The sequence below is a fragment of the Paraburkholderia haematera genome (assembly GCF_905220975.1).
GTDB classification, from domain to species: Bacteria; Pseudomonadota; Gammaproteobacteria; order Burkholderiales; family Burkholderiaceae; genus Paraburkholderia; species Paraburkholderia haematera.
The window spans coordinates 192,578-217,483 of record NZ_CAJNBK010000008.1; the positions used below are offsets into that span (position 1 = coordinate 192,578).

21 protein-coding genes are annotated in these 24,906 nt (G+C 62.0%); 6 read left to right on the forward strand and 15 right to left on the reverse strand.

Annotated elements, in window-relative coordinates:
- Nucleotides 1–3: 3 nt before the first annotated feature.
- The gene (locus KHO23_RS16975) at nucleotides 4–453 is read right to left on the reverse strand and encodes a DUF2844 domain-containing protein (protein WP_211612447.1); all 450 of its coding nucleotides are present in this window, start codon (nucleotides 451–453) and stop codon (nucleotides 4–6) included.
- A 625-nt stretch (nucleotides 454–1,078) separates the two neighbouring features.
- A complete protein-coding gene (phaP, locus tag KHO23_RS16980; RefSeq protein ID WP_211612373.1) occupies nucleotides 1,079–1,501 on the reverse strand; it encodes a phasin family protein in 423 nt (140 codons plus the stop codon).
- Nucleotides 1,502–2,396: 895 nt separating this feature from the next.
- Here phaP and KHO23_RS16985 point away from each other — a divergent pair.
- Complete coding sequence (locus tag KHO23_RS16985) at nucleotides 2,397–3,167, forward strand: DUF4410 domain-containing protein (protein ID WP_211612374.1); 771 nt, start codon at nucleotides 2,397–2,399, stop codon at nucleotides 3,165–3,167.
- A 37-nt stretch (nucleotides 3,168–3,204) separates the two neighbouring features.
- Here the strand turns inward: KHO23_RS16985 and KHO23_RS16990 are convergent, their stop codons facing one another.
- Genes KHO23_RS16990 through KHO23_RS17000 form a run of 3 tightly spaced genes read right to left on the reverse strand, consistent with a single transcriptional unit; the run spans nucleotide 3,205 to nucleotide 6,109 of the window.
- Nucleotides 3,205–4,563: a sensor histidine kinase gene (locus KHO23_RS16990; RefSeq protein ID WP_211612375.1), complete on the reverse strand. Its 1,359-nt coding sequence runs from the start codon at nucleotides 4,561–4,563 to the stop codon at nucleotides 3,205–3,207.
- A 21-nt stretch (nucleotides 4,564–4,584) separates the two neighbouring features.
- Complete coding sequence (locus KHO23_RS16995; protein ID WP_211612376.1) at nucleotides 4,585–5,280, reverse strand: response regulator transcription factor; 696 nt, start codon at nucleotides 5,278–5,280, stop codon at nucleotides 4,585–4,587.
- A gap of 10 nt (nucleotides 5,281–5,290) precedes the next feature.
- Nucleotides 5,291–6,109 carry a MipA/OmpV family protein gene (locus KHO23_RS17000; RefSeq protein ID WP_236066884.1) on the reverse strand — a complete coding sequence of 273 codons (819 nt, stop codon included), beginning with the start codon at nucleotides 6,107–6,109 and terminating at the stop codon, nucleotides 5,291–5,293.
- A gap of 220 nt (nucleotides 6,110–6,329) precedes the next feature.
- Here KHO23_RS17000 and KHO23_RS17005 point away from each other — a divergent pair, with 220 nt between their 5' ends.
- Both KHO23_RS17005 and KHO23_RS17010 read left to right on the forward strand, forming a co-directional pair.
- Entirely contained in the window at nucleotides 6,330–6,671 is a 342-nt protein-coding gene (locus KHO23_RS17005; RefSeq protein ID WP_211612377.1) for a hypothetical protein, read from the forward strand.
- Between the two features lie 29 nt (nucleotides 6,672–6,700).
- A complete protein-coding gene (locus tag KHO23_RS17010) occupies nucleotides 6,701–8,053 on the forward strand; it encodes a phospholipase D-like domain-containing protein (protein WP_211612378.1) in 1,353 nt (450 codons plus the stop codon).
- A 155-nt stretch (nucleotides 8,054–8,208) separates the two neighbouring features.
- Here KHO23_RS17010 and KHO23_RS35565 read toward each other — a convergent pair whose 3' ends face one another.
- The gene (locus KHO23_RS35565) at nucleotides 8,209–8,865 is read right to left on the reverse strand and encodes a hypothetical protein (protein WP_211612379.1); all 657 of its coding nucleotides are present in this window, start codon (nucleotides 8,863–8,865) and stop codon (nucleotides 8,209–8,211) included.
- A 185-nt stretch (nucleotides 8,866–9,050) separates the two neighbouring features.
- Here KHO23_RS35565 and KHO23_RS17020 point away from each other — a divergent pair, with 185 nt between their 5' ends.
- Complete coding sequence (locus KHO23_RS17020) at nucleotides 9,051–9,680, forward strand: LysE family translocator (protein ID WP_211612380.1); 630 nt, start codon at nucleotides 9,051–9,053, stop codon at nucleotides 9,678–9,680.
- A gap of 12 nt (nucleotides 9,681–9,692) precedes the next feature.
- Here KHO23_RS17020 and KHO23_RS17025 read toward each other — a convergent pair whose 3' ends face one another.
- Nucleotides 9,693–11,108, reverse strand: a complete 1,416-nt coding sequence (locus KHO23_RS17025) for an aminotransferase-like domain-containing protein (protein ID WP_211612381.1) — start codon at nucleotides 11,106–11,108, stop codon at nucleotides 9,693–9,695.
- A gap of 157 nt (nucleotides 11,109–11,265) precedes the next feature.
- On the opposite strand from KHO23_RS17025, the gene KHO23_RS17030 reads away from it, so the two are divergent.
- Nucleotides 11,266–12,594 carry an aspartate aminotransferase family protein gene (locus KHO23_RS17030; RefSeq protein ID WP_211612382.1) on the forward strand — a complete coding sequence of 443 codons (1,329 nt, stop codon included), beginning with the start codon at nucleotides 11,266–11,268 and terminating at the stop codon, nucleotides 12,592–12,594.
- A gap of 262 nt (nucleotides 12,595–12,856) precedes the next feature.
- On the forward strand, nucleotides 12,857–13,108 hold the full coding sequence (locus KHO23_RS17035) for a hypothetical protein (protein WP_211612383.1): 252 nt from the start codon (nucleotides 12,857–12,859) through the stop codon (nucleotides 13,106–13,108).
- Nucleotides 13,109–13,984: 876 nt separating this feature from the next.
- Here the strand turns inward: KHO23_RS17035 and KHO23_RS17040 are convergent.
- The 8 genes from KHO23_RS17040 to KHO23_RS17075 form a co-directional block, all read right to left on the reverse strand.
- Entirely contained in the window at nucleotides 13,985–15,193 is a 1,209-nt protein-coding gene (locus KHO23_RS17040) for an ABC transporter substrate-binding protein (RefSeq protein ID WP_211612384.1), read from the reverse strand.
- A 167-nt stretch (nucleotides 15,194–15,360) separates the two neighbouring features.
- Complete coding sequence (locus KHO23_RS17045; protein WP_211612385.1) at nucleotides 15,361–18,972, reverse strand: molybdopterin cofactor-binding domain-containing protein; 3,612 nt, start codon at nucleotides 18,970–18,972, stop codon at nucleotides 15,361–15,363.
- Complete coding sequence (locus KHO23_RS17050) at nucleotides 18,969–19,475, reverse strand: (2Fe-2S)-binding protein (RefSeq protein WP_211612386.1); 507 nt, start codon at nucleotides 19,473–19,475, stop codon at nucleotides 18,969–18,971. Before KHO23_RS17050 ends, KHO23_RS17045 begins: the two co-directional genes overlap by 4 nt.
- A 31-nt stretch (nucleotides 19,476–19,506) precedes the next feature.
- A complete protein-coding gene (locus KHO23_RS17055) occupies nucleotides 19,507–20,706 on the reverse strand; it encodes an amidohydrolase family protein (RefSeq protein WP_211612387.1) in 1,200 nt (399 codons plus the stop codon).
- 91 nt (nucleotides 20,707–20,797) lie between these two features.
- On the reverse strand, nucleotides 20,798–21,511 hold the full coding sequence (locus KHO23_RS17060; RefSeq protein ID WP_211612388.1) for an ABC transporter ATP-binding protein: 714 nt from the start codon (nucleotides 21,509–21,511) through the stop codon (nucleotides 20,798–20,800).
- The gene (locus KHO23_RS17065; RefSeq protein ID WP_211612389.1) at nucleotides 21,508–22,317 is read right to left on the reverse strand and encodes an ABC transporter ATP-binding protein; all 810 of its coding nucleotides are present in this window, start codon (nucleotides 22,315–22,317) and stop codon (nucleotides 21,508–21,510) included. Before KHO23_RS17065 ends, KHO23_RS17060 begins: the two co-directional genes overlap by 4 nt.
- Complete coding sequence (locus KHO23_RS17070; protein ID WP_211612390.1) at nucleotides 22,314–24,254, reverse strand: ABC transporter permease; 1,941 nt, start codon at nucleotides 24,252–24,254, stop codon at nucleotides 22,314–22,316. Before KHO23_RS17070 ends, KHO23_RS17065 begins: the two co-directional genes overlap by 4 nt.
- 18 nt (nucleotides 24,255–24,272) lie before the next feature.
- Nucleotides 24,273–24,857: an amino acid synthesis family protein gene (locus KHO23_RS17075; protein WP_211612391.1), complete on the reverse strand. Its 585-nt coding sequence runs from the start codon at nucleotides 24,855–24,857 to the stop codon at nucleotides 24,273–24,275.
- Nucleotides 24,858–24,906: the final 49 nt, after the last annotated feature.

The window sequence follows — 24,906 nt, forward strand, 5'->3', positions numbered from 1 at the left end:
CCGTTATTGAATGACGCCGACGTCGACGCCCGGGGGCACCGCTTGCGGCAGGTAGGCGTGGCCGGCAAACGCGCGCAGATGCCCGCCGGAGTACACGACCAGATCGCTGTTGGACACCGCGAGCGGCGTGCCACGGCGCGTCGCGGTGGCCGCGACGTACTGGTCGAACGACGTGCCCAGCATGGATTTCAGATCCGGCAGCGTTGGGCCTTGCCACGCGACACCGAAGACGATGCCGTTAGGCGCGACGTACTCGCGCACCAGCGTGCCGGACGGCATCGTAATCAGGTGTACCGAATACGCGCTTTGCGTAGTGGCCGTATGAGCAACTGCGTGAAGGCGCGTCTGATCGCTGTCGACAGTGCTGACGTTCTGGCCGAGCGTGGCATGCGCGGCAAACGACAGCGCACAGCTTGCCCCGAGCATTGCGCGAGCAATGCTTGTAGTGAGCATCGGTTTCAAGAGACTTCCTTCGAGGTGAAACGCTCGTGAGAGGCGAGTGAGCCGATCACGAACGGGAATCCAGGGGCGCACTCCTGACTGGTGGTGCCGGTATTGCATTCACACCGGTTGGGTTGCGTGAATGCGTCTACGGAGTGGCGGCGGGAAACTTTAGCCGTCGAAAAGTCGTGTGGCAATCGTTTGCGGGACGATTTAAACCTTATACGGGCGTTTGACCGTTCGAACCCGTTTGATAATTGAGGACAGGATCACCAAGCAGCGGCCCTTCTGCGCATTTTTTTCCGATACGTGCTGTTTAAAGCGAACACACTCGTGAAATAACGGGGCCGCAGCAGAAAAATTTCGACGCGCGTCAGACGTTGCGCGCAATGTAAGCACGCGCTGAATAATTCGTGTCTAGCGGCCTATTTCATCTGATATTTGCGGCGCGGGCAGGCTGCTTTTGTGTGAAGAGAAAATCGCGGCATAAGCACGATTCGAAGGGTAAAAAAATGCCGCGGATAACTTGATGGTCATCCGCGGCACCGGTACTTCATTGCGACGTTCCTGCTAACTCATCGTGACTTCCGCGAGCCGCGCCGAATCCGGATCAGGCGATTCGGCGCGGCCGCGTCCGTTACTTTTTCTGCTGCAAGAGCGATTTAAGTTCCTGCACATTTTCTTCTACGCGTTTTGCGATTACCGCATACGACTCTGCCTGCGTCTGATACGCAGCTTGCGCCAACTGCTGCATGTCGGCGAGCGACTTATGCAGGCTTTGCTGGATCAGCTCGGCGGCTTTTGCAGGAGGCGCAGCGCCACCGGCCGACAATTGCCCCGTGAGCGACTGCAGCTCGCCCAGCGTGGTTCGCAACATCTCGGTCTGCTTCTGCGCGAGCGACTGCATGCCCTGGAATGCTGTCTGATTCGCCTGAACCAGGGCTTCCATGTCCTTGCGCCGCGCTTCCATGATGGCGGGTACATCGAAACCGGGAAGCTTGAACTGCTCCAGCATTTTGGTGAAATCGCCAAACGGATTGGCGGCGTCAGGTCGGTCCATGCGAAATCCTCCTTAACGGTTGAATTCTCGCCCGAAGTGCATCGCCGCGAAGGGTTTCTCCGGCATATGCACCCATGGCGTCGCGTGCGCCGCGCGTCCCGCCGAAGCTTGCTGCATCTGGGGTCGGACGGCACATCGCTTCAATCATGCGCCATCCGGCCACATTGCGCCAGCGGGCACACCCTGGCGTCGGCCGTCGCCTTGCTGAAACCTCTTTGCGGGATCGGCCGCGCGGCATGCCGGCGATTGCGCAACCGCCCGCACAGCCGCAGTAAAGCTGCGACGGACTCCGCCACCGGATCATCCCGCGTTTGAACACCGCACGGGAAAGCGTGAGTACCGCGCGACCCACGCGACCCGTGCAATTCGTGCGACCCGTGCAATTCGTCCCGGCGCAAACTTATCTGGAAGCGCTCCCGCCAAAAAAGCAGCGCAGTCGTTCTGCACACTACGTTAGCTGTCGCACATAGCCGCTGTTCTGCCCACTTTTCATCTTCCTTCAGGTGATTAGGATAAGAACACCGCAACGCTAGTGCCTGGTGAATAATGCGCTATCCATTCAATATGGCCGTCGCCGCTGGCCTTCTCGTCTTCGTTCTGTCCTGCATCATCAGGCTCGTCCTGAACTGATGTCCTCACCTTCGCTTTCACCCGTGCCGAACTCACCTCGCCGCCGCCTGTTTCGCCGTGACATAGCGCGAAATAATTGTTGAATGGAGTTCGGGAAGTGACTCGCCCATACTTCGTTTCGCTGCCGGTGCGTACGAAAAAGACGCATGAGATCAAGGGTGCTTTAGTCCAGATGCAATCCCGATGATTATCGATCACACGGTTGCCCGATCATCGGAAGATGCGTTTGAACATAACGGCACCGCGTGCCGACGAAGGGATGAAAATGTTGACTTCAGTGAGTTTCCTCAAAAAGAATGCCGCTCGTTTTGCATGCGTCGCAATGGTCTGCTGCGGCACGCTTCTGACCGGCTGCGCCGGCGGCAGCATCAATAACGCAACCCAGACCAGCGCTCAACCGCAAGTGCGCCCGGACAACATTTATGTCTATACCTTCGACAGCAATCCGGATCAGGTGAAACTGGACAACGGCGGCATGCTGAAGAAATTGGAATCGCAATTCGACGGCTCGTCCGCCGCGCAAAAGCAAACCGCCGATGCCGTGGCCGTGCGTGAGCAGGTCGCCAACGAAATCGTGCATCAATTGCAATCGATGGGGCTGCACGCGATTCGCTCGGACATTCCCGCCCCCGCCGACCAGAACGTTCTGCTCGTGCAAGGCAGCTTCGACAAGATCGACGCGGGCAATCGCCGCCGCCGCGTGCTGATCGGCCTGGGTGCCGGCAAGAGCGAGGTGAGCAGTTCCGTGCAGATTCTGTACAAACCGGCGGGCGGCACCGCGCGGCTGGTGCAAAGTTTCAATGCCACCGGCGACAGCGGCAAGGCACCTGGCATGGTCGAAACAGCCGGCGCGGGCGCGGCCGTTGGCAGCATCGCGACTTCTGCGGCAGTGGGCGGCGGCTTGCACGCCGTATCCGAAACCAAGAAGGCCGGTGTTTCAGCGGACGCGAAGCGTCTTGCTGACGCGGTGGCAAAACAGGTGGCGCAGATCGGCGTAAGCGGGGGCTGGCTTTCGACTGAGCACGTTAAAGGATAAGCAAGCTGTTGCAGCTTGAACGGTAAAGGGCGCGCCGCTACGAAAACCACACCGCGAAGCGCGTGCCCGATACCAGACTGCTCACGGTCAAACGCCACTCGTGAGCTGTGGCGATCTCCTTGCAGATCGCGAGGCCGAGTCCCGCACCGTCATGCCTCGCATCCGGTGCGCGCCAGAACCGCTTGAAGAGAAACGGCAGGTATTCCTGCCTGATGCCCGGGCCTTCGTCCTGAACCTGCACCGAGACGGCATCGACGATCAGCACGACCGCACTATGCGCCGGCGACGCATTGATCGCGTTTTCAACGATATTCTTGAGCAAGATGAACAACGCGCTTCGGTCGGCCCAGATCGACGACGGCGCGACGGCGGTTTCGAGCCGGAGCGTCACCTCCTTGCGCTCGGCCTTGCGTGCGAGATAGGCCACCACGTCCTGCGCCACGTCGACGATATTCACCTCGCCGAAACTGAAGTTCTGCGACTCGCTGACTTCGGCGAGATGCAGCAGTTGCCGAACCTGACGCGCCATCAGATCGATCTCGCGAAACAGCAGGTCCTTGCCGTCGATCCCGGGTTGCAGTTCGATCTGACCGCGAATCAGGGTGAGCGGCGTCTGCAACTCGTGCGCGGCCGACGCGAGAAACTGCTGCTGCACGGCGAAGCCGTTTTCGAGCCGGTCGAGCGCTTCGTTGAAGGCATGGATCAGCGGCTTGATTTCACTCGGCACGCCCACGGTGGAGAGCCGCGTCGTGAGGTTGCGCGGCGTGACGCGCGCAGCCGCGCGCGACGCCTCTCTGAGCGGCCTGAGCACCCGGTGCACGGTAAAGGGGAAAGACAGGCCAAAAATGATCGTGGCCACGACGATGATCGTCTTGATGATCGCCGGCATCGGCCTGACCTTGGCGTCGATCAGCGCGTCGACGAAACGCTCCGACGTGGCCGTCTGGGTATAGAAAACCGCCGAACCATGCGGCACCCGAAGCGTCAGGACTTCGAACGGTTTCGTTCCTATTTCCGCCCGCTGAACATTGCCGACCAACCCGGATGGATCGCCTGCAATCCATGCTTCATGCCCCTCGGCACCTTTCGAAGCCAGTAAGACGTTGCCACGGTCGTCGAGTACCCGGTACTTCAGCTCCGTCGGCGCCACCTCGAAGAGCCAGGCCTTTTGCCCAGGAAGCGCCACGGAAACCGGACGGCCGGCATTGTCGAACCCGAGTCCGCTCACGATCGCCGTGGCGCTTTCCATTTCCTCGTGCCGCCCGAGCATCTGCTGAGGGAAATGATTGAACGCGTAGGTGGCGGCCGTCGCCAGCACGGTCAGGCTGATCGCGAGAGCAGCAATGCTGGTCACCCAAAGCCGTGCGGACAGACTGCGAATCCAGTGATTGAGCATGATGAGCAATGGGCCGTTGACTTAGTGCTGCGCGGCGAGCCCCGCGGCAGCCTGGAGCGCGAAGCCCGCGCCGCGAATGTTGGCGAGCCGCGTTGTCGCACCGACTGCGGTCAGCTTCTTACGCAGCCGATGCAGTGTGACTTCGAGCGCGTTGGGCGTGACGGCTTCGCCGAGTCCCCACGCGGCATGTTCGAGCGTCGCATGCCGTACGGTGGCACCCGCCGCCTTCACGAGGCACAGCACGATCTGCAACTCGGCGGGCGCCAGCAAAACGGACTGCGCGCCGCAGCGCATGGCGCGTTGCTGCGGATCGACCGTGATATCGCCGAACGAGATCACCAGTTCCGTCAGCGCCACCGGCCGGCGCATCAGTGTACGCACCCGCGCGACCAGCTCGCTCATGGCGAAGGGTTTGGTCACGTAGTCGTCCGCGCCGTTTTCCAATCCGTCGACGCGATCATGCAGCGCGTCGCGCGCCGTCAGCATGAGCGAGGGCGTCATCTGCCCTGCTGCGCGCAACGTCCGCAGAAAAGTCAGGCCGTCACCGTCCGGCAAACCGCGATCGATGACGAGCACCGCGTAGTCGGCCCGGCTCACGCCATAGTGCGCCTCCGAAATCGTGCCGAACACATCGGTTTCGATTCCTGCAGCGGAAAGCGCCTGGCGGATCATCGCGGCCAGACGCTCGTGGTCTTCGATCAGTGCGACTCGCGACATGCTGTGGAGCTCAATTGAATTCGTAAAGGTAACCGATCCTGGCTTGCGGAATATAGCGCTTGCCCACCAGCGGACTGTTGGTGATGCCGCTGCCGAGGTGCTCGACGCCGACGTCGAGGATCAGGATCTGATGGCGCGTGAACTTATAGTCGATACGCGTTCCCACCGAGATGTCGTAAGTCGCCTTGCCGGTATATTCCGGGCGCCCGGCACGCACTTCGGATGAACGCACGCCGTAATAGTAATCGACATATTTGCTGCTCAGCCAATCCACGCCTGCGTGCGGCTCAAACTCGAATTTGCCGTATTCGAACGACTTGCTGAAGTCGATCGTGGCTTTCTGTCCCTTGTTGCCGCCTTCCAGAATATCGCCCGACAGCGTGCCGTACGCGGTGTGCCATGCGAGCGCCGGGCCGTACCAGAACGCGCCATTGCGATTTTGCATGCCGCTCAGAATCGGTGCATCGGATGCCTTGTAGCCGTCGCCAATCGCGTATTGTCCGCGTAGCGCGAGGCTTACGTTGCTCCACTTGCCGATCTTCAGGTCGACGGCCGTGCCAAACGCATGCACCCATTTGTTGTCGAATGAAATCAGCGGAATCGGCGTGTATTTCGTGCCGTAGCCTTTGTAAGGCGCCTGCTCGATTCCGGCTCCCACGCCCAGGCCCCAATGCGTCACATTGGTCGAATTGTTCAACACGGTGAAGCCCGTGTCGTCCGCCGTGGGCGGCTCCGAGCTCTGGCCGTCGGCCCAGGCCGCACGCGAAACCATGAATAACGATGCGATCGCCAACAGAAACCTGCGCTCACGGTAAAGAGATTTTTTCACGTCGAGTCCTGAGTAAATGGATGAGGCGGCATCGACTCTAAGACTGCTGGACTTACTCGTTACTTACTCAAAGCGGTGCGGACCGACACGTCCGGCAGCGGCAGGGGCCATGGGCGAATACCGCGGCTGCGGGACGTCAGCGGCAGTGCGCACAGGTAAGTGTCGGGTAAGTCATGCGCGTTCAGCATTGGGAGCGACATCCGATCGCGGAACCCACTCGATGAAATCCACCACGACCACCGCACTGCGCGCAAACGCCGTCCTTCTCTGCCTCTCGACATGCATCGCCACCCTCCCGAGCCTGAGCCTATCCGTGCTATTGGGCCTGTTCGACGATAACGCGCCCTTGCTGCCCTATCGAGTAGCCACGATCGGATTCGCACTGCTCGTCATGCTCTCGTTGAGATGGGCGGCACGCCGCGCGTTCGACGCGGCTTTTGAAGCCCACCAGGTGAGATTGATCGACGAGCCCGCCGACCAGGCATCGATCGACGCTTATTGCGCGCGTGCGTGGCTCGTCCAGTTGCACCTGGAACTGCAGGGACGGTACTGCGTCGATTGATGGATCTGGAACTCTCGAGATTTGCTGTCATGGCTACGCCATATCAACGCGTCACGCTGCACATGAGCCATTCCGCTTTCTCCAGAGAGACATGCCATGCTGATTGTTTGTGCCGGAATTGTGTCGCAATCCGCCACCGTACCTCAGGCCGACGATGGGAGTGCCGAGCAGACGCCGCTGCCCGCGCGCACAAGGAAGAGATTCCCTACACGCCGGCGCCCGGCGCGAGTCTCGATTCGGTGACGGAGCAGGTCTCGCTGCTACTGCATGCGAGCCCTGATGCCGGATGGGCGGAGCTATCGAAGTTCATCGCCGGCGTTCGCGAAGAACTGGTGGTCGGCATGTACGACTTCACGTCCGCGCACATTCTCACCGCGGTCGAGGCCGCGCTTGCCGATGGCAAAAAGTTGACGCTCACGCTCGACCATCCCGCGAAGAATCCCACGGCCGACCAGACCGACGAGGAAACCCAAACCGATCTATCGAGCAAGCTGGGCGAGCGCTTCTCCGGTACGTGGGCGCTCACCAATGCCGATCCAAAGGCGCCCGTCTGGATCTATCCCAACGCGTATCACATCAAGGTGGCCGTGCGCGAAGACGATACCTTCTGGCTTTCTTCGGGCAACTGGAATAACAGCAATCAGCCGGAGATCGATCTGTCGAACGTGGCGGCCGCACGCAAGCTCGCCGAGACGCACGATCGCGACTGGCATGTGATCGTCACGAGCAAGGCGTTGGCAAACACGTTCCGCGCATTCCTGCAGCACGACTCTACGGTCTCTCGCAACGCGATCGATCACGCTAAGGCGCAACGCATGAATATGGCGGGAGCTGCCGCTCTCGAGGTTCCGATCGAAGCGTTCGCAGCCGGCAGGGCGCCGCACCAGTTTTTCGCGCCGAAGACATTGACTGAGAACGTGACGATCCAGCCACTACTCACACCCGATAACTATCAGCCTCATGTTCTGGCGCTCATTGAGTCCACGCAGCAGCACTTTTACATGCAGACGCAATATATCCATCCGAGCGGACGCCCCGACGACGCAGAACACGACGCGTTGATTGCAGCGTTGAAGGCGCTCGTCGACCGCGGACTCGACGTGCGACTGATCACCAGTCAGTTTCAGAACGACGCGTGGGTTGAGAAACTGATCGCGGCAGGCGTGCCGTCCTCCGTGCTGCGCCGGCAGGCGAACGTTCACAACAAGGGGATTGTCGTCGACGGAAATGTCGTTCTGGTCAGCAGTCAGAACTGGTCGGCGGACGGCACGCTGCGCAATCGCGACGCGGGTCTGATCATTCATAGCGCCGATGCCGCGGCCTATTTCGAGCAGATTTTCCTGCACGACTGGAATTATCTGGCTTCGCCGGTGGCGAGTTAATCTGTCCGTCACCGCCCGGCAATATGGCGATGCAATGATGACGCTTCGTACCCGCCCATGCGGCTCGAGAACTTGCAGCCGGATGCGCTGCAGTCCGACACCGCCCGGGCGGGTACGCCTTCCGCTAAACCTTGCGTCCAACCACGGTGCCGGGTTCAGCCCTTCGCGGGGCGCCCCGTCTTTACGGTCTCGAGCGACGACACCGCGGCCAGCAGGCGCTGCGGCGCGGCCGACTCCAGCATCATCAACCCTGCTCGCAACAGTTCGCTCTTCTTGACCGACACGCCGGCGTCGAGGCACTTCTGCTTGAGAGACGCGATCTTCTCGTAATCCGATTTCGGCATCGTGAAACTGTCGCGCACGACTTTCTCTTTCTTCGGCGGCTTGGCTTTCTTGGCTTCGGGCGCGGTGGCCGGCGCAGCTTCCGCGGGTGCGGCGCGCTTCGCTTTGGCTACTTTCTCGACGACCGGGGCTGCTTCGGCAGTTGCCGGGCGCTTCGCTTTGGCCGCCTTCTTGACGGTGGGCGCCGCTTCCGTAGTGATCGCGCGCTTCGCCTTGGCTGCCTTCTTAACAGCGGGCTTCGCTTCTGCGCTCGCCGCGCGCTTGGCCTTTTTCGCCGCTTTCTTGACGACAGGCTTTGCTTCCGCGGTGGCCGCACGCTTCGCTTTGGGCGCCTTTTCGACTGCAGGCGCCGCTTGCGCCGGCTGCTCAGCCGCGGCTGCCGGCTCCGCGCCATCTACGGCGTGCCTGGGCGAGCTCTTGGGGAAATGGAACGTCTTCTTGGTGTGCTCTTTGGTGACGGGTGTTGTCATGTGGTCCTCCGCGTTAATAACTGTATAAACAGTATATATCGTTTATTTGTCATTGGAACCTCGGTTCCTGTACGGATTACCCCGTCACCTGTACCGGACACCATCCCGCAAACCGTACAGGTACTGTACCGGGATGCTTCGCTAGAATGCTCCAAAGGTCCTATTGACCGCCAACGGAGCCACCCATGTCTTTCCTCAGTCTCAGCCTCAGCGCGCTGCCCGCTGGCATTCTGTTCGCGCTCGCCACGAGCATTACGCCCGGTCCGAACAACACGATGCTGCTGGCCTCCGGCGTCAACTTCGGCTTTCGCCGCACGCTGCCGCATCTCTCCGGCATTAGCGCCGGGGTCGTCCTGTTGATGCTGTCGGTGGGAATTGGTCTCGGCGAAGCCTTCGTGCACTTTCCCGTGCTGTACACGGTGCTCGAAGTCGCGAGCGTCGTGTATCTGCTGTATCTCGCGTGGAAAATCGGCACGTCGGGCGAACTGAAGGTCAAGAAAGGCGATCGCCGCCCCATGAAGTTTCATGAAGCCATCGCGTTTCAGTGGGTCAATCCGAAAGCGTGGATGATGGTGCTGACCGCCGCCACGACGATCCACCTGAGCGAGAGCACCAGCGTGAACGCCGTCGCGATGGCGGTGATCTTCTATGTGATCGGTTTTCCGTGCATCTGCCTGTGGGCCGGTTTCGGCACTGCGATGCGGCGCGTGCTGTCGGACCCCAAGCGGCTGCGCATTTTCAATGTGGTGATGGCGGTGCTGCTGGTGCTCTCGTTGTATCCGATCGCGCTGAAGCTGCTCGGCCAGTCCGCTTAAGAACGAGCACGGCTAGATCGCGCCCTGCCCGACTCGCTCGATGAAACGCCACAACGCGTCGTCGGTCGAGTACGGCGCGTTGAAACGGAACCAGGCACTCGGAGCGTCGTCGGGACGGAAATAGGAGCCGGGCGCAAGCCAGATGCCGTGCGTGAGCGCGGCGGTCGCCACTTCTCCCGCGCGCTCCGCTTCGATCGGTAGCCGCGCCCACAGGAACAGGCCGGCTCGCGGCCGGTGAAACAGTTCGAGGCCCAGCGAATCGAGCCGTTCCTCGACGGTCGCGTGTGCAAGCTTGAGCCGCTCGTTCACAGCTTCGACGTGACGCGCATAGCGCCCTTCGAGCAACACCTTGTCGACGATCCGCTCGATCGCTTCCGACGAGGTCAAGCCCACCGCCATCTTCGTGCGCGCGAGTTCGCGCAACACCGCCCGCTCGGCGACTACATAACCGCAGCGTAGCCCCGGCGTCACCGTCTTCGAAAAACCGCCGACATACAGCACGCGCTGCAAGCCTTCCATTGCGGCAAACAGGGGCGCGCCGGGCGGCGCCAGTTCGCGGCTGACATCGTCTTCGATCACCCACATGCGCTGACGCTCGGCGATCTGCAACAAACGGAACGCCGCCGACATGCCGAAGGTCGCCCCGGTTGGGTTCTGCAGCGTGGTGTTGACGAAAATCGCCTTCGGCTTGTGCTGCGCGACCAGCGCTTCGAGCACCTCGGTATCGACGCCGGCAGGGGTGCGCGGCACCCCATGCACCACCAGTCCCGCCAGCTTGAGAATCTGCAACAGATTGCAATAACCGGGATCTTCGACGATCACGGCGTCGCCGGCGCGCAGCAGCGTACGGACGATCAGATCGAGCCCTTGCGTCGCGCCCTGCGTGAGCAGCACGTTGGAGACGTCGACCGGCAAACCGCGCCGGTCGAGTTGCTCGGCGATCCGCTCGCGCAGCGGCGCGAAGCCGTACGGATGCCCGTAGTCGCCGAGCCGCGCCGCCGGCACCCGGCTCATGGCACGCAACGCATGCTGCAAACCCGTCTCATTGATCCACTCGTTGGGCAACCAGCCGCCGCCCGCCTTGATCGGCACCGAATGGTCGGCGAACACGTCGGACAACAGCCAGGTCGCGGTCAGGCTCGGCGGCTGCCAGTCGGTCGGGGCGGCCCGCGCGGACTGCAAGCGCGCCGCCACGCGGTAACCGGACCCGCGCCGCGCCACCACGAGGCCCATCGAAACAAGACGGTTGTACGCCTCGGTGACCGTGAAGGTGCTCAGTTCATGGCTTTGCGCCAACTGCCGCACCGAGGGCAAGAGTGCGCCGGCGCGCAGCGACTGCGCCTCGATGGCGCGCGCGAAACCTTGCACGACCTGCTCGACGAGCGTGGGTGCGGCGCGTCGGTCGCGCTCAAGTTGTAGTTCGATCATGATCGGGAGTGAGGAGTCGACACAGTTATCGCAATTCCACCAACACAGTTAGCGCCACACTGCGTCAACTGTTTATGCCGCCATTAAACCGCGAACGCTACAGTTTTGGCTATGCCCCGAAGGAAGTCCCTCGGGGGACCACTTCGAGGAGAAAACCATGACTTCGCGCCCCGTCATCGACGACCTGTCGTCTTTCTGGATGCCCTTCACCGCCAACCGTCAGTTCAAGGCTGCGCCGCGCCTCTTGGAATCGGCCAAGGGTATGTACTACCGCACCACGGACGGGCGTGAAGTGCTCGACGGCTGCGCGGGCCTCTGGTGCGTGAACGCCGGCCACGGCCGCGACGAAATCGTTGCTGCGATCACCCAGCAACTGTCGACGCTCGATTTCGCGCCGACCTTCCAGATGGGCCACCCGCTGGCATTCGAAGCGGCCACGAAAGTCGCCGAACTGATGCCGGAAGGTCTCGACCGGATTTTCTTCACGAACTCCGGCTCTGAATCGGTCGACACCGCCCTGAAAATCGCGCTGGCGTACCACCGTTCGCGTGGCGAGGGCCAGCGCACGCGTCTGATCGGCCGCGAGCGCGGCTATCACGGCGTGGGCTTCGGCGGCATTTCGGTCGGCGGCATCGCGCCGAACCGCAAGACGTTCTCCGGCGCGCTGCTGCCCGCGGTCGACCACTTGCCGCACACGCATAACCTTGAACACAACGCGTTTTCGAAGGGCCAGCCGGCCTGGGGCGCACATCTTGCCGACGAACTCGAACGCATCGTTACGCTGCACGATGCGTCGACGATCGCTGCCGTGATCGTCGAACCGGTGGCCGGCTCGACGGGCGTGCTGATTCCGCCGCAAGGCTATTTGCAGAAGCTGCGCGAGATTTGCACGAAGCACGGCATCCTGTTGATTTTCGACGAAGTGATTACCGGTTTCGGCCGCGTCGGCAAGGCGACGGCGAGCGAATACTTCGGTGTGACGCCGGACCTGATCACGATGGCCAAGGCGATCAACAACGCCGCGATCCCGATGGGCGCGGTGGCCGCGAGCCGCACGATCCACGACACGATCGTCAACAGCGGCGCGCAGGGTGCCATCGAGTTGTTCCACGGCTACACGTACTCGGCTCACCCGGCAGCGGCCGCGGCAACCGTTGCGACGCTCGACCTGTATCGCCGCGAAGGCCTGTTCGAGCGCGCGGCGACGATGGCGCCGAAGTTCGAAGCCGCCGCTCACTCGCTGCGCGGTGCGAAGCATGTGAAGGACGTTCGTAATCTCGGCATGATCGCGGGCGTCGAACTCGAATCGCGCGACGGCGCGCCGGGCGCGCGTGCTTACGAAGCGTTCGTGAAGTGCTTCGAGGCGGGCGTGCTGGTGCGCTTTACCGGCGACATCCTCGCGTTCTCGCCGCCGCTCATCATCGACGAAGAGCAGATCGCGCACATCTTCAAGACGGTGGGTGACGTGCTGGCGACGGTGCAGTAAGACGGCTGGAGAGAGGCGGCGCGAATGAGGCGGCGCCGCCGTCCTCTCGCGCGCAGCTTATCGATCTACTGGAGATTTGGCGCTCTTTGTGTGATGCGGGCGTTTGCGAGGCACCACCGGTGACAGCGTCAATCTTCTGGGACGCTCGCTGCAGCGCAGCGAAACCGCGGGAAATTGCCCTACAACGCTCGCGCCTGCCGCCTGGACGGCGTATGGTGATGGCAAGGGTTGGCGCCGTGGTCCGGCCCGACGGGAGACGTCCATGAAGATACCTACCGTTCGCGCAGGCGCGCATATTGAAGGCGTGCATTGGATTGCTGAGTACGCTGAAGACGTTCACGAGATTCGCGTGTTTCGCGAAGGCCAGGAAGTTGATGTGCATAACGCGCCGTCTTCGTTGTTTGGCGATGAGGAAAATGCGGGGTCTAGAAGTACCGCTGATCATCGGGCTGTGGAAGCCGCTGTGCTGGCTTATTTGAGGCGGTTTGTGATTGAGCATGATGCGGAGGAATGACGGTTTTTTTGCCTGCTCGGCGCTTTTTCTGTTTGCTTGTGGGGTTGGCCTTTTCTTGTTTTGTTAGTGGTCTATTAGCGTTGCCCCTGTGCGGGGCGGCACCTACTTTTCTTTGCCTGCCGCAAAGAAAAGTAGGCAAAAGAAAGCGGCTTAAACCGCTAATTTTTAAGCGGGTCCCCTGGCTCGGAGGGGGTAGTGGTCCATCTGGAATCTGTGTTTTCGCACATTCGGCGTAGGTGACAAGGCAGTCATACTTCCAGCGGCGCTGCGCGCGCCGAACGGTACTTCTCAAACCACCCGCTGCGTTTTCTCGCTCACACTCCCTCATTCACTAAGGTAGCTCGGCCTGTAGCAAGTTGCTCGCCTCTTCTGCCTCTTTCGCTTCAATTGTTTCAATCGTTTCTGAGCTTCGATGCTTCATTCGAAGTACGAACTTTGACCTGTGCGGTCAGACGCGACTTGCTGGCGGGTTCGAAGTGAAGCAACGATACAGACGAAGCGCTGCAATACTTGCGCATTCAGTGTCTCGCCGGGGCGAAGCCGATGGCCCCCACCGCCCACAACCGAAGCCCCTGGTTTCCCATGCAGACCCGTCCGCGACGCACGCAGTGCGGAGTGGGAGCTGATGAGCCCTTAGTCACTAACGGTGAATGTGCGGGGGCACGGATTCCAGATGCACCACTGCCTCCTCCGAGCCAGGGGACCCGCTTAAAAATTAGCGGTTTGAGCCGCTTTCTTTTGCCTACTTTTCTTTGCGGCAGGCAAAGAAAAGTAGGTGCCCCCCGCACAGGGGGAACGCTAATAAACCAATAACAAATCAAGGAAAGTCCAACACAATAAAAACACAAACAAACCGCCGAGCAGGCAAAAAACCAATTACTCACTCGCCCGCAACTTCTTAACCTCAGCATCAGAAGGCTGCACACTATCCCCATCAATATACCGATACGAAGTCATCACCCCCTTGCCATCCTTAAGACCGGTGACACCGACAAAAGCCCCCATTGTCGACTGATTATCCTGCGCCCGATAAGTAATCGGCCCGAAGGGCGTCTCCACCCCTAGCCCCTTGAACGCGGCGGCGAGCTTATCCGAATCAGTAGACCCAGCCTTCTTGATCCCAGCCGCGATCGACATCAACGCCGAATACCCCACCACCGACCCCAGTCGCGGATAATCGTGATACTTCGCCTGATACGCATCCACAAACTTCTTGTTGGCCGCCGTATCGATCGAATACCACGGGTAGCCCGTCACGATCCAGCCAGTCGGCGCCTCGGCACCTAACGGATCGAGATAATCCGGCTCACCCGTCAACAACGACACCACGCTGCGATCCTTGAACAACCCGCGCGTATTACCCTCACGCACAAACTTGCCAAGATCGGCACCAAAAAGCACGTTGAAAATCGCATCGGGTTTCGCATCGGCGATCGCCTGCGTGACCGCGCCCGCATCGACATTCCCTAGCGGTGTCGCCTGCTCGGCGACAAACTGCACGTCCGGCTGCGCCGCCATCATCAGCTTCTTGAACGTCGCCACCGCCGATTGCCCATACTCGTAATTCGGATACACGAGCGCCCAACGCTTCTTCTTCAGCTTCAGCGCCTCAGGCACCAGCATCGCAACCTGCATATAAGTCGAAGGGCGCAGACGGTACGTGTATTTGTTGCCGTCGGCCCAAACGATCTTGTCGGTCAACGGCTCGGCCGCGAGGAAGAAAATCTTCTTCTGCTTCGCGAAGTCGGTCAACGCGAGACCCGTGTTCGACAGGAATCCGCCGAACAACAACTGCACCTGCTCACGCGCAATCAACTCCTGCGCGACACGGATCGTGTCGCCCGGATTGCCGTTGTCGTCGCGCGACACGACTTCGAGCTGTTTGCCAAGGACGCCGCCCGCCGCATTCACCTGGTCGAGCGCGAGATTCCAGCCGTTCTTGTAAGGCCCGAGAAAGGCAGGCTGCGCCTTGTAGCTGTTGATTTCACCGATCTTGATGGTCTGCTGCGCACTCGCGCCAAAGGCCGCGAGCGTTAGAACCGTTGAAACCGTAAGGCGAGAGATCCATCCTGCGCGCGTGGTCATGCGTTTCTCCGTTATCAAAAGGATTGCGGGAATGCGGTCGTTTTTATCAAGCGTTGAAGCGTTTCGCGATTCGGTCAGCGAGCCGTGCTGCAAGTTCTGCTGCAAGCGCTACTTCAAGCGATGCTACAAGTAACACGGCAAACCGTGCTGCAATGCGTTTGGCAATTTCACTCCGCCCGCGGTGTCCCGCGGATTCTGGCGACGCTCGCCGTGACGTCCTGCCATGCCGGCTTACCGCCGGCGAATTGCTGACGTAGATATGACACGAGCTCGGCAACCTGGGCATCGTTGAAACTGTCGCGGTAAGCCGGCATCGTACCGAGTTCGGGGCGCGCAGGCGAGCCGATCCCATCGAGAATCACGCGAATCAGATTATCGGGCGTCGCGCTGTGCAGATTCGTGTTAAGCGCCAGCGAGGGATGCGCGCCAAACAATTGCGGCCCGCTGCCCGTGTGATGACAGGCCGCACACGCGCCGTCGAAAAGACGTGCACCGAGGCCGGTCGCCGTACCCGTCATCGTGCTGGCCTGCTCGTATTGACGCGCCATCGCCACGGGATCCGCGTTGGCCTCAAGGGGATTCAACGACGCCAGATACGTGGCCATCGCGCGAATATCGCTGTCGGGCAAAGCCGTCAGATCGCTGACCACCGGCGCCATCGGCCCGGCCGCGACACCGTGCAGCGGTGCGTGACCGTAGCGCAGATAGCTGAACAGCTCCTCCTCGTTCCAGGGTACGGGCGCATTGGAAAGCGTCGACAGCGCAGGCGCTTCCCATCCCTCCGCCATGCCGCCGCCCATGAAGGCCGAGCCGGTTTTCTCGGCACCGAACGCATTGCGCGGGGTATGACATGCACTGCAATGGCCGAGGCCGTTCACGAGATACGCCCCGCGATTCCATTGCGCACTTTGCGTCGCACTGGCCGCAAATGTATTGCGCCCGAGGAACAGCCCGTTCCATGCGGCCATCAACGGACGCACGCTGAACGGATACGCCAGCTTCGTTTCCGGCGGACGGAAGCGCACCGGCGTCTGCACCATCAGGTATGCGTAGAGCGCTTTCAGATCGTCGTCAGACGTGTTCTGGAACGATGTGTAGGGGAACGCGGGATACAGACGGTGTCCGTCGCGGCTGATACCCTGGCGCATCGCCCGCACGAATGCGTCGAGCGACCATGTGCCGATGCCCGTCTGACCGTCCGGCGTGATGTTGGTGCTGTAGACGGTGCCGAATGGCGTATCGAGCGGTTTGCCGCCCGCGTTCGGCACGCCGTTGTGCGCGGTATGGCAAACCGCGCAATTGCCCAGCGACGCAAGCAGTTTGCCGCGCGCCACCAGGTCGGGCGCGAACGCGCTCGCGAGCGGTGGCGTAATCGGTGCAATGGCGTGTGGCGCCAAAGCCAGTGCACCTAGCCAGCCGGCCGCGCCCGCGGCGATTACACCGAGAAAACCGAGCCGCCGGCGCCGTTTTTTGCGCGCCGCCGCGTCATCCGCTTGCGCATCGGCGAGCGCGGCGCGAATCGTCTCGGGCGTGAACGGCGGCCTGCGAAAGCGCACACCGGTCGCGTCGTACAGCGCGTTGGCGATCGCCGCCGCACCCGGCAGCGAAGCCGATTCGCCCGTGCCCATGGGCGGCTCGCCGTGGCGCGGCATCATCACCACGTCGATCACCGGCACTTCACGGAAAGTCAGGATCGGATACGCGCCCCACTCCTGGCTCGTCACCGCGTTCTCGCCAAACGTCACGCGTTCTTTCAGCGCGCGGCTCGTCGCCTGGATCACATTGCCGTGTATCTGGTGACGCACGCCATCAGGATTCACCATGGTGCCGGTATCCTGCCCGACCACCACGCGCGTAACAGCAAGCTCTCCGCTCTTGCGATTGACCTCGACGTCGGCGACCCACGCGGACCACGCCGCGCCGAAGCCGGGGAATTTGCTGTGCACGTAGCGGGCGTAGGCGAAGCCTCTGCCGCGCGCAACGTCGCCCTCTTCTTGAGCTTCTTTCAAAGCGGTGGTACGCGGTTGCCAGCCCGCCTTCTCTGCGACCGCCTTGACGAGATCGATCGCGCGCGGATCAGTGAGATGCTTCAGCCGAAACTCAACGGGATCGACGCCCGCTTCTGCCGCGAGTTCGTCGATGAAAGACTCGTGCGCGAACGTATTCGGCAAGGCGGAAACGCCCCGCAACCACGACGCCCGCACGATCGGCGGCGTGTCGTCGCAGACAATGCGCATGGTCCGGTAGTCGTACGGCGGCACGGACGTGCGGTCGCCCATTTCGAATACTTGCGGCTCCGCGGACACGGTTCCGGTAAGAAGCAACGCTAGCGTGGGGGCGTCGTTCGACGGATAGCGCGTCGCAAAGTCGTATGCCGCGAGTTCGCCTTCGGCATCTAACGCGCCGCGCACGTCCATCAATTGCGCGGCGCCTTTGGGCTCCCACGCATGCTCGTCTTCGCGCGATAGTTGCACGCGCACCGGACTGCCGGTTGCGCGCGATAGCAGCGCGGCGTCGGCGGCGACGTCGTCCGCGCAATTGCGGCCATAGCAGCCTGCCGCGTCCATACGCACGATTTCAATGTGCGCTTCGTCCAGCGCCATCAGCAGGGCGAGATCGGCACGCAACGAATGGGGATTCTGCGTGCCCGACCACACCTTCAGCTTCGCATCGCGGTAATCGGCCACCGCGCACGAGGGTCCAATCGACGCATGCATCTGAAACGGCCATACGTAGGTGCGTTCCAGCGTTCGGGCAGCCTCTTGCGCGAGCGCTGCATCGATATCGCCTTCGATCACCAGATCGCGCCGTTTGGCCGGATTGGCTCTGAGCGCGGCTTCCACTTCTTCGCTGGTTTCGAGCGGCGGCAAACCCTCCATGGCTTTCCACTGTACATTCAAGCGCTTCACCGCCTGGTGCGCGACTTCTTCGCGCTCCGCCACGATGCCGACAAAATCGCGGATCACCACCACCTTGACGACGCCGGGCAAGTCGCTGACGGAATTCTCGTCGACATGCAGCAGACTATTGCCGATGAACTCACCCTGCGCGACACCCGCATAAGGCGGCCGCACCACGCGGCCGTGCAACATGCCCGGCACGCGCACGTCGTGCACGAAACTCAATTCGCCTGTGGCCTTCGCGGGGATATCGACACGCGGCGAGCTCTTGCCGACGATCTTGTACGCATCAGGCGATTTCAGCGGCGCATCGGTGGCGAGCGTCAATTCAACTCGCCGTCCAGTGATCAGTTCGCCGTAGCCGATACCCTGGGTGCTGCCGCTGTCGCGCAGAAAAACCACACCGTCGCGCACATCGAGCGTGTCGGCGCTCACGTTCAAGCGTCGCGCCGCTTCAGCCAGCAGAAACTGCCGCGCCTGCGCCGCCGCGTGCCGCAACGGCACCGCCGAAATCTGGATCGTCGCGCTCGCAATCGTTGGGCCCTGGTTCGGCGCTTCGTTCGTGTGTCCCAGCACGATCGAGACACGCGTCAAAGGCACGTCGAGTTCTTCCGCGACGATCTGCGCGAGCGCCGTGCCGATGCCGGTGCCGAGATCGACATGTCCGTTGAAGGCGACCACCGTGCCGTCGTCGCGCACCACGAGAAACATGTCCGCTTCCGTCGGCGTGAACGAAGAGCGCGAACCCGGCTGTCCAATCGCCGCTCGCACCGGCGCTTGCGGCGGCCGCGTGACGATCAGCACGTTCTGCGCGTCGTAAAGCTGCCGCCGCGACGGCGGCGCGGCCCGGCGATCGACACTGAAATCCGGCCCGGTCATGCACACGCTCCCTGGTCCAGCGCCGGTTGCTCGGCCAGCAAAACCGCCGCGCGCTGCACCGCGCGCACGATCTCGACATGCGTGCCGCAACGGCAGAGGTTGCGCGACAATTCCCGCCGAATCGTCTCGACACTCGGGTGCGGATCGCGATCGAGCAACGCTTTAGCGGTCATGATCATGCCGTTCAGGCAATAGCCGCACTGCGCGGCCTGTTCTTCGATAAAGGCCTGCTGCACCGGATGCAGCGCGGCACGCGTACCGAGTCCTTCGAGCGTGGTGATCTCACGCCCTAGCGCAACCTTCGCGGTCGTCACGCATGAACGCGTCGGCATGCCGTCGAGCAATACGGTACACGCACCGCATTCGCCGAGGCCGCAACCGAATTTCGGACCGTTCAACGCGAGGTCGTTGCGCAGCAGATAAAGCAGCGGCGTGTCGGCAGCGGCGCTGACAACATGCGTCGCGCCGTTGACGTGCAGCGTAAGAAGCGCCGGGCGGTTCATGACCGTGCCAGCCACGCCGTGCGGCGCGCGTTCACAGCACCACCGGCACTTCGGTCGCCGGTGGTGTATTGCGGCTGCGCCGGCAGCGGATCAGACCGTCGATCATCACCATGCCAACGCCGGGAATGTCGCCGAGCTGCACGCTTTCCAGCAGCGTATCGGCTGCCGTGTGCTGCGCGCGGTCCATGAAAACGAGGTCGGCGGGGCGACCCACTTCGATTAGCCCTTGCCGCAGATTGCGTTGCCGCGCCGTGTTGCCTGTCGCGAAGCAGAAGGCGATTTCAGCAGGAATATCCGCGAGACTGGAAATCAGCGCGATCATCCGCAGAATGCCGAGCGGCTGCACGCCGGAGCCCGCCGGGCTATCGGTGCCGAGAATGATTCGATGCGGACATTTCAATTCGATCGCATGACGTGCGGTGAGCAAGGCGATCCGTTCGTTGCCGTTGTGAACGATTTCCAGCGCGCGGCTCGATTGCTCACACAGATCGCATACGTGCCGATAGGAAAGCGATGTATGCCCGCCGTTGATGTGGCCGATCACGTCCGCGTCGGCCGCAAGCACCACGTCTCGATCGATCAGACCCGAACCGGGAATCGACGGCCCGCCCGTATGAATCGTGCTTTGAATGCCGTACTTGCGCGCCCACGCGACCATCTGCGCCGCTTCCTCGCCGCCCTTCACGCTGCCCAGACCCACTTCGCCGAGCAGTTTCACGCCCGCCTCCGAGAGCTCCTTGAAGTCCTCTTCGATCATGCCCTTCTCGATCACCGGGGCACCCGCCATAACTTTCACGCCGCCACCGACACCCGCGCCACGCATCCCTTCGAACGAACGTTGAGCGGTAATTGCGAGCGCCTTGACGCCGAGCACGTCTTTCGGACGGCCAGGCAAGTGCACTTCGCCGGCGGAGATCATAGTCGTCACGCCGCCGTTCAGATTCGATTCGATCCAGCCCATCTGATTCTGCCGCGGCGTCCAGTCGCCGAACACCGGATGTACGTGGGAGTCGATCAAGCCCGGCGCGACCGTGGTGCCTTTGCAGTCGACGGTAGTCCGCGCGCCTTCGAGGTCGCAATCTTTCTCGCGGCCGAACGCGACGATCACGCCGTCGTCGATCACCAGCGTGTCCGCGTCGAGAATCGGTTGGTCGATATCGCCGGATAACAGCAGACCAATGTTCGTTACGGCGACCTTGCCCGACAAGCCTGTCAACGTCTCTGCTGCCATCTGCCTCTCCTTTCGAAACCGTTCGCAACGGTTCGCAATGACTGCCCTGCGCAGCGCGCATGCATACCCTGCACGCCTCGCGCCGATGGAATCACACGCTCAAATAAGCCCGCCTCACTGTTTCGTTCTTTGCGAGTTCGCCGATCGTGCCGCTGAAGCGAATCTGTCCTTTTTCGAGGACGTATGCGCGGTCGCTGACCAGCTCGGCGAAGTGCAGATTCTGTTCGGATAACAGAATTGATAGCCCTTCACGCTTGAGTTCGAGAATCATGTTCGCCATCTGTTCGACGATCACGGGTGCGACGCCCTCGGACGGTTCGTCGAGCAGCACCAGATACGGATTGCCCATCAGCGTGCGTGAGACCGTGAGCATCTGCTGCTCGCCGCCGCTCATCTGGCCGCCTGGGCGTTTCGGCATTTCGCCGAGATTGGGGAACAGGCGGAACAGTTTTTCCGGCGTCCATTGCGGCGCGCCCTCGCGGGGCGGCTGACGGCCTGTATCGAGGTTTTCCATCACCGTCAGATCCGAGAACACGCGCCGGTCTTCGGGGACGAAACCCATCCCCATGCGGGCGATACGATACGGCGGCAACGCCGTGATGTTGTGCCCTCGAAACCGTACTTCGCCCTGGCGGCGTGGCAGCAAACCCATCACCGCTTTCATCGTCGTCGATTTGCCGGCGCCGTTGCGGCCCATCAGCGCAACCACCTCGCCGCGACCCACTTCAAGGCCCACGTCGAACAGGATGTGCGCGCGGCCATAGAACGCATTGAGGCCGGAGACTTTCAGCATAGGCTCGTTCATTGCAGCGCCCCTTGTCCTTGATGGCCGCCTGCCGCTTCATGCAGCGGCGCGCGTGGCTGGAAGGTCTTGCCGGTGCCGAAATAGACTTCCTGCACGCGTGCGTCGTTGCGGATCGTTTCGGCGTCGCCCTCGGCGATCAGCTTGCCGCGCGCGAGCACGATCATGCGATCGGCGTACGCGAATACAACGTCCATGCTGTGCTCGGTAAACAGCACGCCGATCTTGTGCTCGGTGACAAGACGCTTGGTCAGCGCCATCAGCTCGTTGCGCTCCTTTGGCGCCATGCCGGCAGTGGGTTCGTCCATCAGCAGCAGCTTGGGGCGGTTTGCCAGCGCAATAGCGAGTTCGACGCGTTTGACGTCGCCGTAGGCGAGCACGCCGCAAGCGCGGTTCGCGTCGGCGCCCATGCCGACCTGTTCGAGCAGCGTCATGGCTTCATCGGCGTAGCGCGAGCCTGCGGGTTTCCACAGGCCGAACGTCTTGCGTTCGCGCGAGACAAGCGCCATCTGCACGTTCTCGAGCACGGTCATTGAATTGAAGGTTGCTGCAATCTGAAACGTGCGGCCGACGCCCAACCGCCAGATATCGCGCGGCTGCATGCCGACCAGTTCATGATCGTCGAGGCGAATCGAACCGGACGACGGCCGCAGTTGTCCGTTGACCATATTGAAACAGGTCGACTTGCCCGCGCCATTCGGACCGAGCAGAGCCAGCAATTGACCGGCTTCGAGATCGAAGGAAACGTCGTCGACCGCTTTCAGGCCGCCGAACGATTTGGAGAGACCAGAGACGCGCAGCAAGCTCATAGCCCCTCCTTGATCGCCGTACCTTGCGATGGCGCTGCGGAACGCTCTTCCGCCTTATCCACCGTGTCGTCGCCAAAACGCTCACGAATGAAACCGACGATGCCCTGCGGAAACGCAATCACGAGCAGCAGGATCGCGAAGCCCAGCAACGCCTGCCAATAATCGGTTTGCCGCGCAACGGTGTCCTGCAACCACGTGAAAACGGCAGCGCCAACGATCGGGCCTGTCAATGTTTGCAGGCCGCCGAGCAGCACCATCACGAGGCCATCCACCGAGCGGCTCACGCTAATTACCTCTGGTGAAATCGTCCCCTTGGAGAAGGCATAAAGCGATCCGGCGAGGCCGCAAAACAGCGACGCGACGACGAACGCGGCCCACTGCACGCGTTTCACGTCGATGCCGATTGCCTCGGCGCGCAGCACCGAATCGCGCGACGCCCGCATCGCGTAGCCAAGCGGCGAGAACAGCATCTTGCGCAGCAGCCACACACCCAACACCGCACAGGCGAGCGTCAAATAATAGAAAGCCACCGGCGAGGACAACCAGTTCGACGGCCACAAGCCGAGAATGCCGTTACTGCCGCCGGTCACGTCGTCCCACTGGAACACGACCGACCAGACGATTTGCGCGAACGCGAGCGTCAGCATCGCGAGGTAGACGCCTGAGAGGCGCACGCAAAACCAGCCGAACACGAGCGCGCCCGCCACTGCGAGCAAGGGGCCGAGCAGCAGCGCGGCTTCCATCGGCAGATTCAACACTTTGAGAAACAGCGCGGCCCCGTATGCGCCCAGGCCGAAATACGCAGCGTGGCCGAACGAATGCATGCCGCCCGGGCCCATGATGAAATGCAGACTCGTTGCGAACAAGACGGCGATCAGGATTTCGACCAGCAGCACCGGCATGTAGGGAAACGCATTGGCCGCCAGCGGCGCGAGTATCAGCACCAGCAAAGCGATGGCCGCCAACCATTTCAGGCGTTTGCCTGCGGGCCTCAATGGCGCTTCAGGCGCCGCCATGCCACGCACCGCGGCGCTTGCCTTCCCCAGCAATCCCCAGGGCCGCACCACCAGCACCACCGCCATCACCACGAATTCCGCGACGAGCGTAAAGCGGCTCAACGACAGATCGATACCGAACACCGACACATGGCCGATGCCGATGCACAACGCCTTGATCTCGGCGATCAGCAAGGCCGCGACGAACGCGCCCGGAATCGACCCCATGCCGCCGACCACGACGACGACGAACGCATTGCCGATAGTCTCCAGATCCAGCGACAAATTCGCCGACATCCTCGGCCCTTGCAGCGCCCCGCCCAGCCCGGCGAGAAACGCACCGACGAAAAACACACCGGTGAACAGCCACGCCTGATTGATGCCGAGCGCGCCGAGCATCTCGCGATCCTGCGTTGCGGCGCGCACCAGCGTGCCCCAGCGCGTACGCGTCAACGCATACCAGAGCAGCAGTAACACCACCGGCCCGATCACGATCAGCGCGATATCGTAGGTTGGCAGCGGATGGCCGAGAAAATCGACTGCGCCGGCCAGATGCGGCGCACGCGGTCCGAAGAGGTCTTCCGGGCCCCATAGCCACAGCGCGGCATCGCGAAAGATCAGCACAAGCGCGAAGGTGGCCAGCAGGTGAAACAACTCGGGCGCCTGGTAGATGCGCCGCAATACGATCATTTCGACCAGCGCGCCGAGCACCGCGACCACCAGGGCGGCCGCCAGCACCGACAACCAGAACCCGCCCGCCGTATGACCGAAACGGCTCGCGATGCTATACGCGACATAGATGCCGAACATATAGAACGAACCATGCGCGAAGTTGACGATGCGCGTCACGCCGAAGATCAACGACAAACCGGCGGCGACGAGAAACAGCGTCGACGCGTCGGCGAGTCCGTTGACCAGCTGTACCAGCAAATTCGAAAACATCGCGACCCTTAAAATGACTCAACGCAACCCGTCTTCGCCCTTGATTTCACTCACCTGCAAGCCGCCGACGCGCGGCAGCGGCCGGCCCGAAGCCGTCACGGCAACGGCCACGACGATTTCGTTCGCTCGCGGCGCGTCGGACACCCGCGCCTCGATCGCGTCGAAATGGCTGCGCACGAAGGCGGCATCTTTGTGGCCCAGCGGCACGTCGATCGCGGTGCCGAGCGTACCCATTTTTTTCGCCGACGGCACCAGCGCCGCGCCCTTTTCCACCGCGACGCGCAGCGGAGCGCCGAGCTTGGGATGCAGGATCGCCGCCGCATGTTCGAGCTCGCCCGCTTCGCCGACGATCGCCGCCTTGCCGTAGCTTTGCGCTTCACCTGGTTTAATACCCAGCGCTTCGACGCACTTGTTGCCGAGCAACGCACCGAGTTCTTCGCCGGCTTCGATCAGCGCGTCCAGCTTCGCCTCGTAGCGGCCCGCGTAGGGATTGTCGATCACCGCAATCGCGACTGCACGGCGTGCCGGCGGCTCGACGGCCTGCCCCATTTCAATGCGTGTTTCATCGACCTGCACGACCAGCTTGCGAAGCTTGATTGCCATGTCACCCTCCGGGTTTCGATGCGTGTTCTGCCTGTTGCTTCAGCTTTTT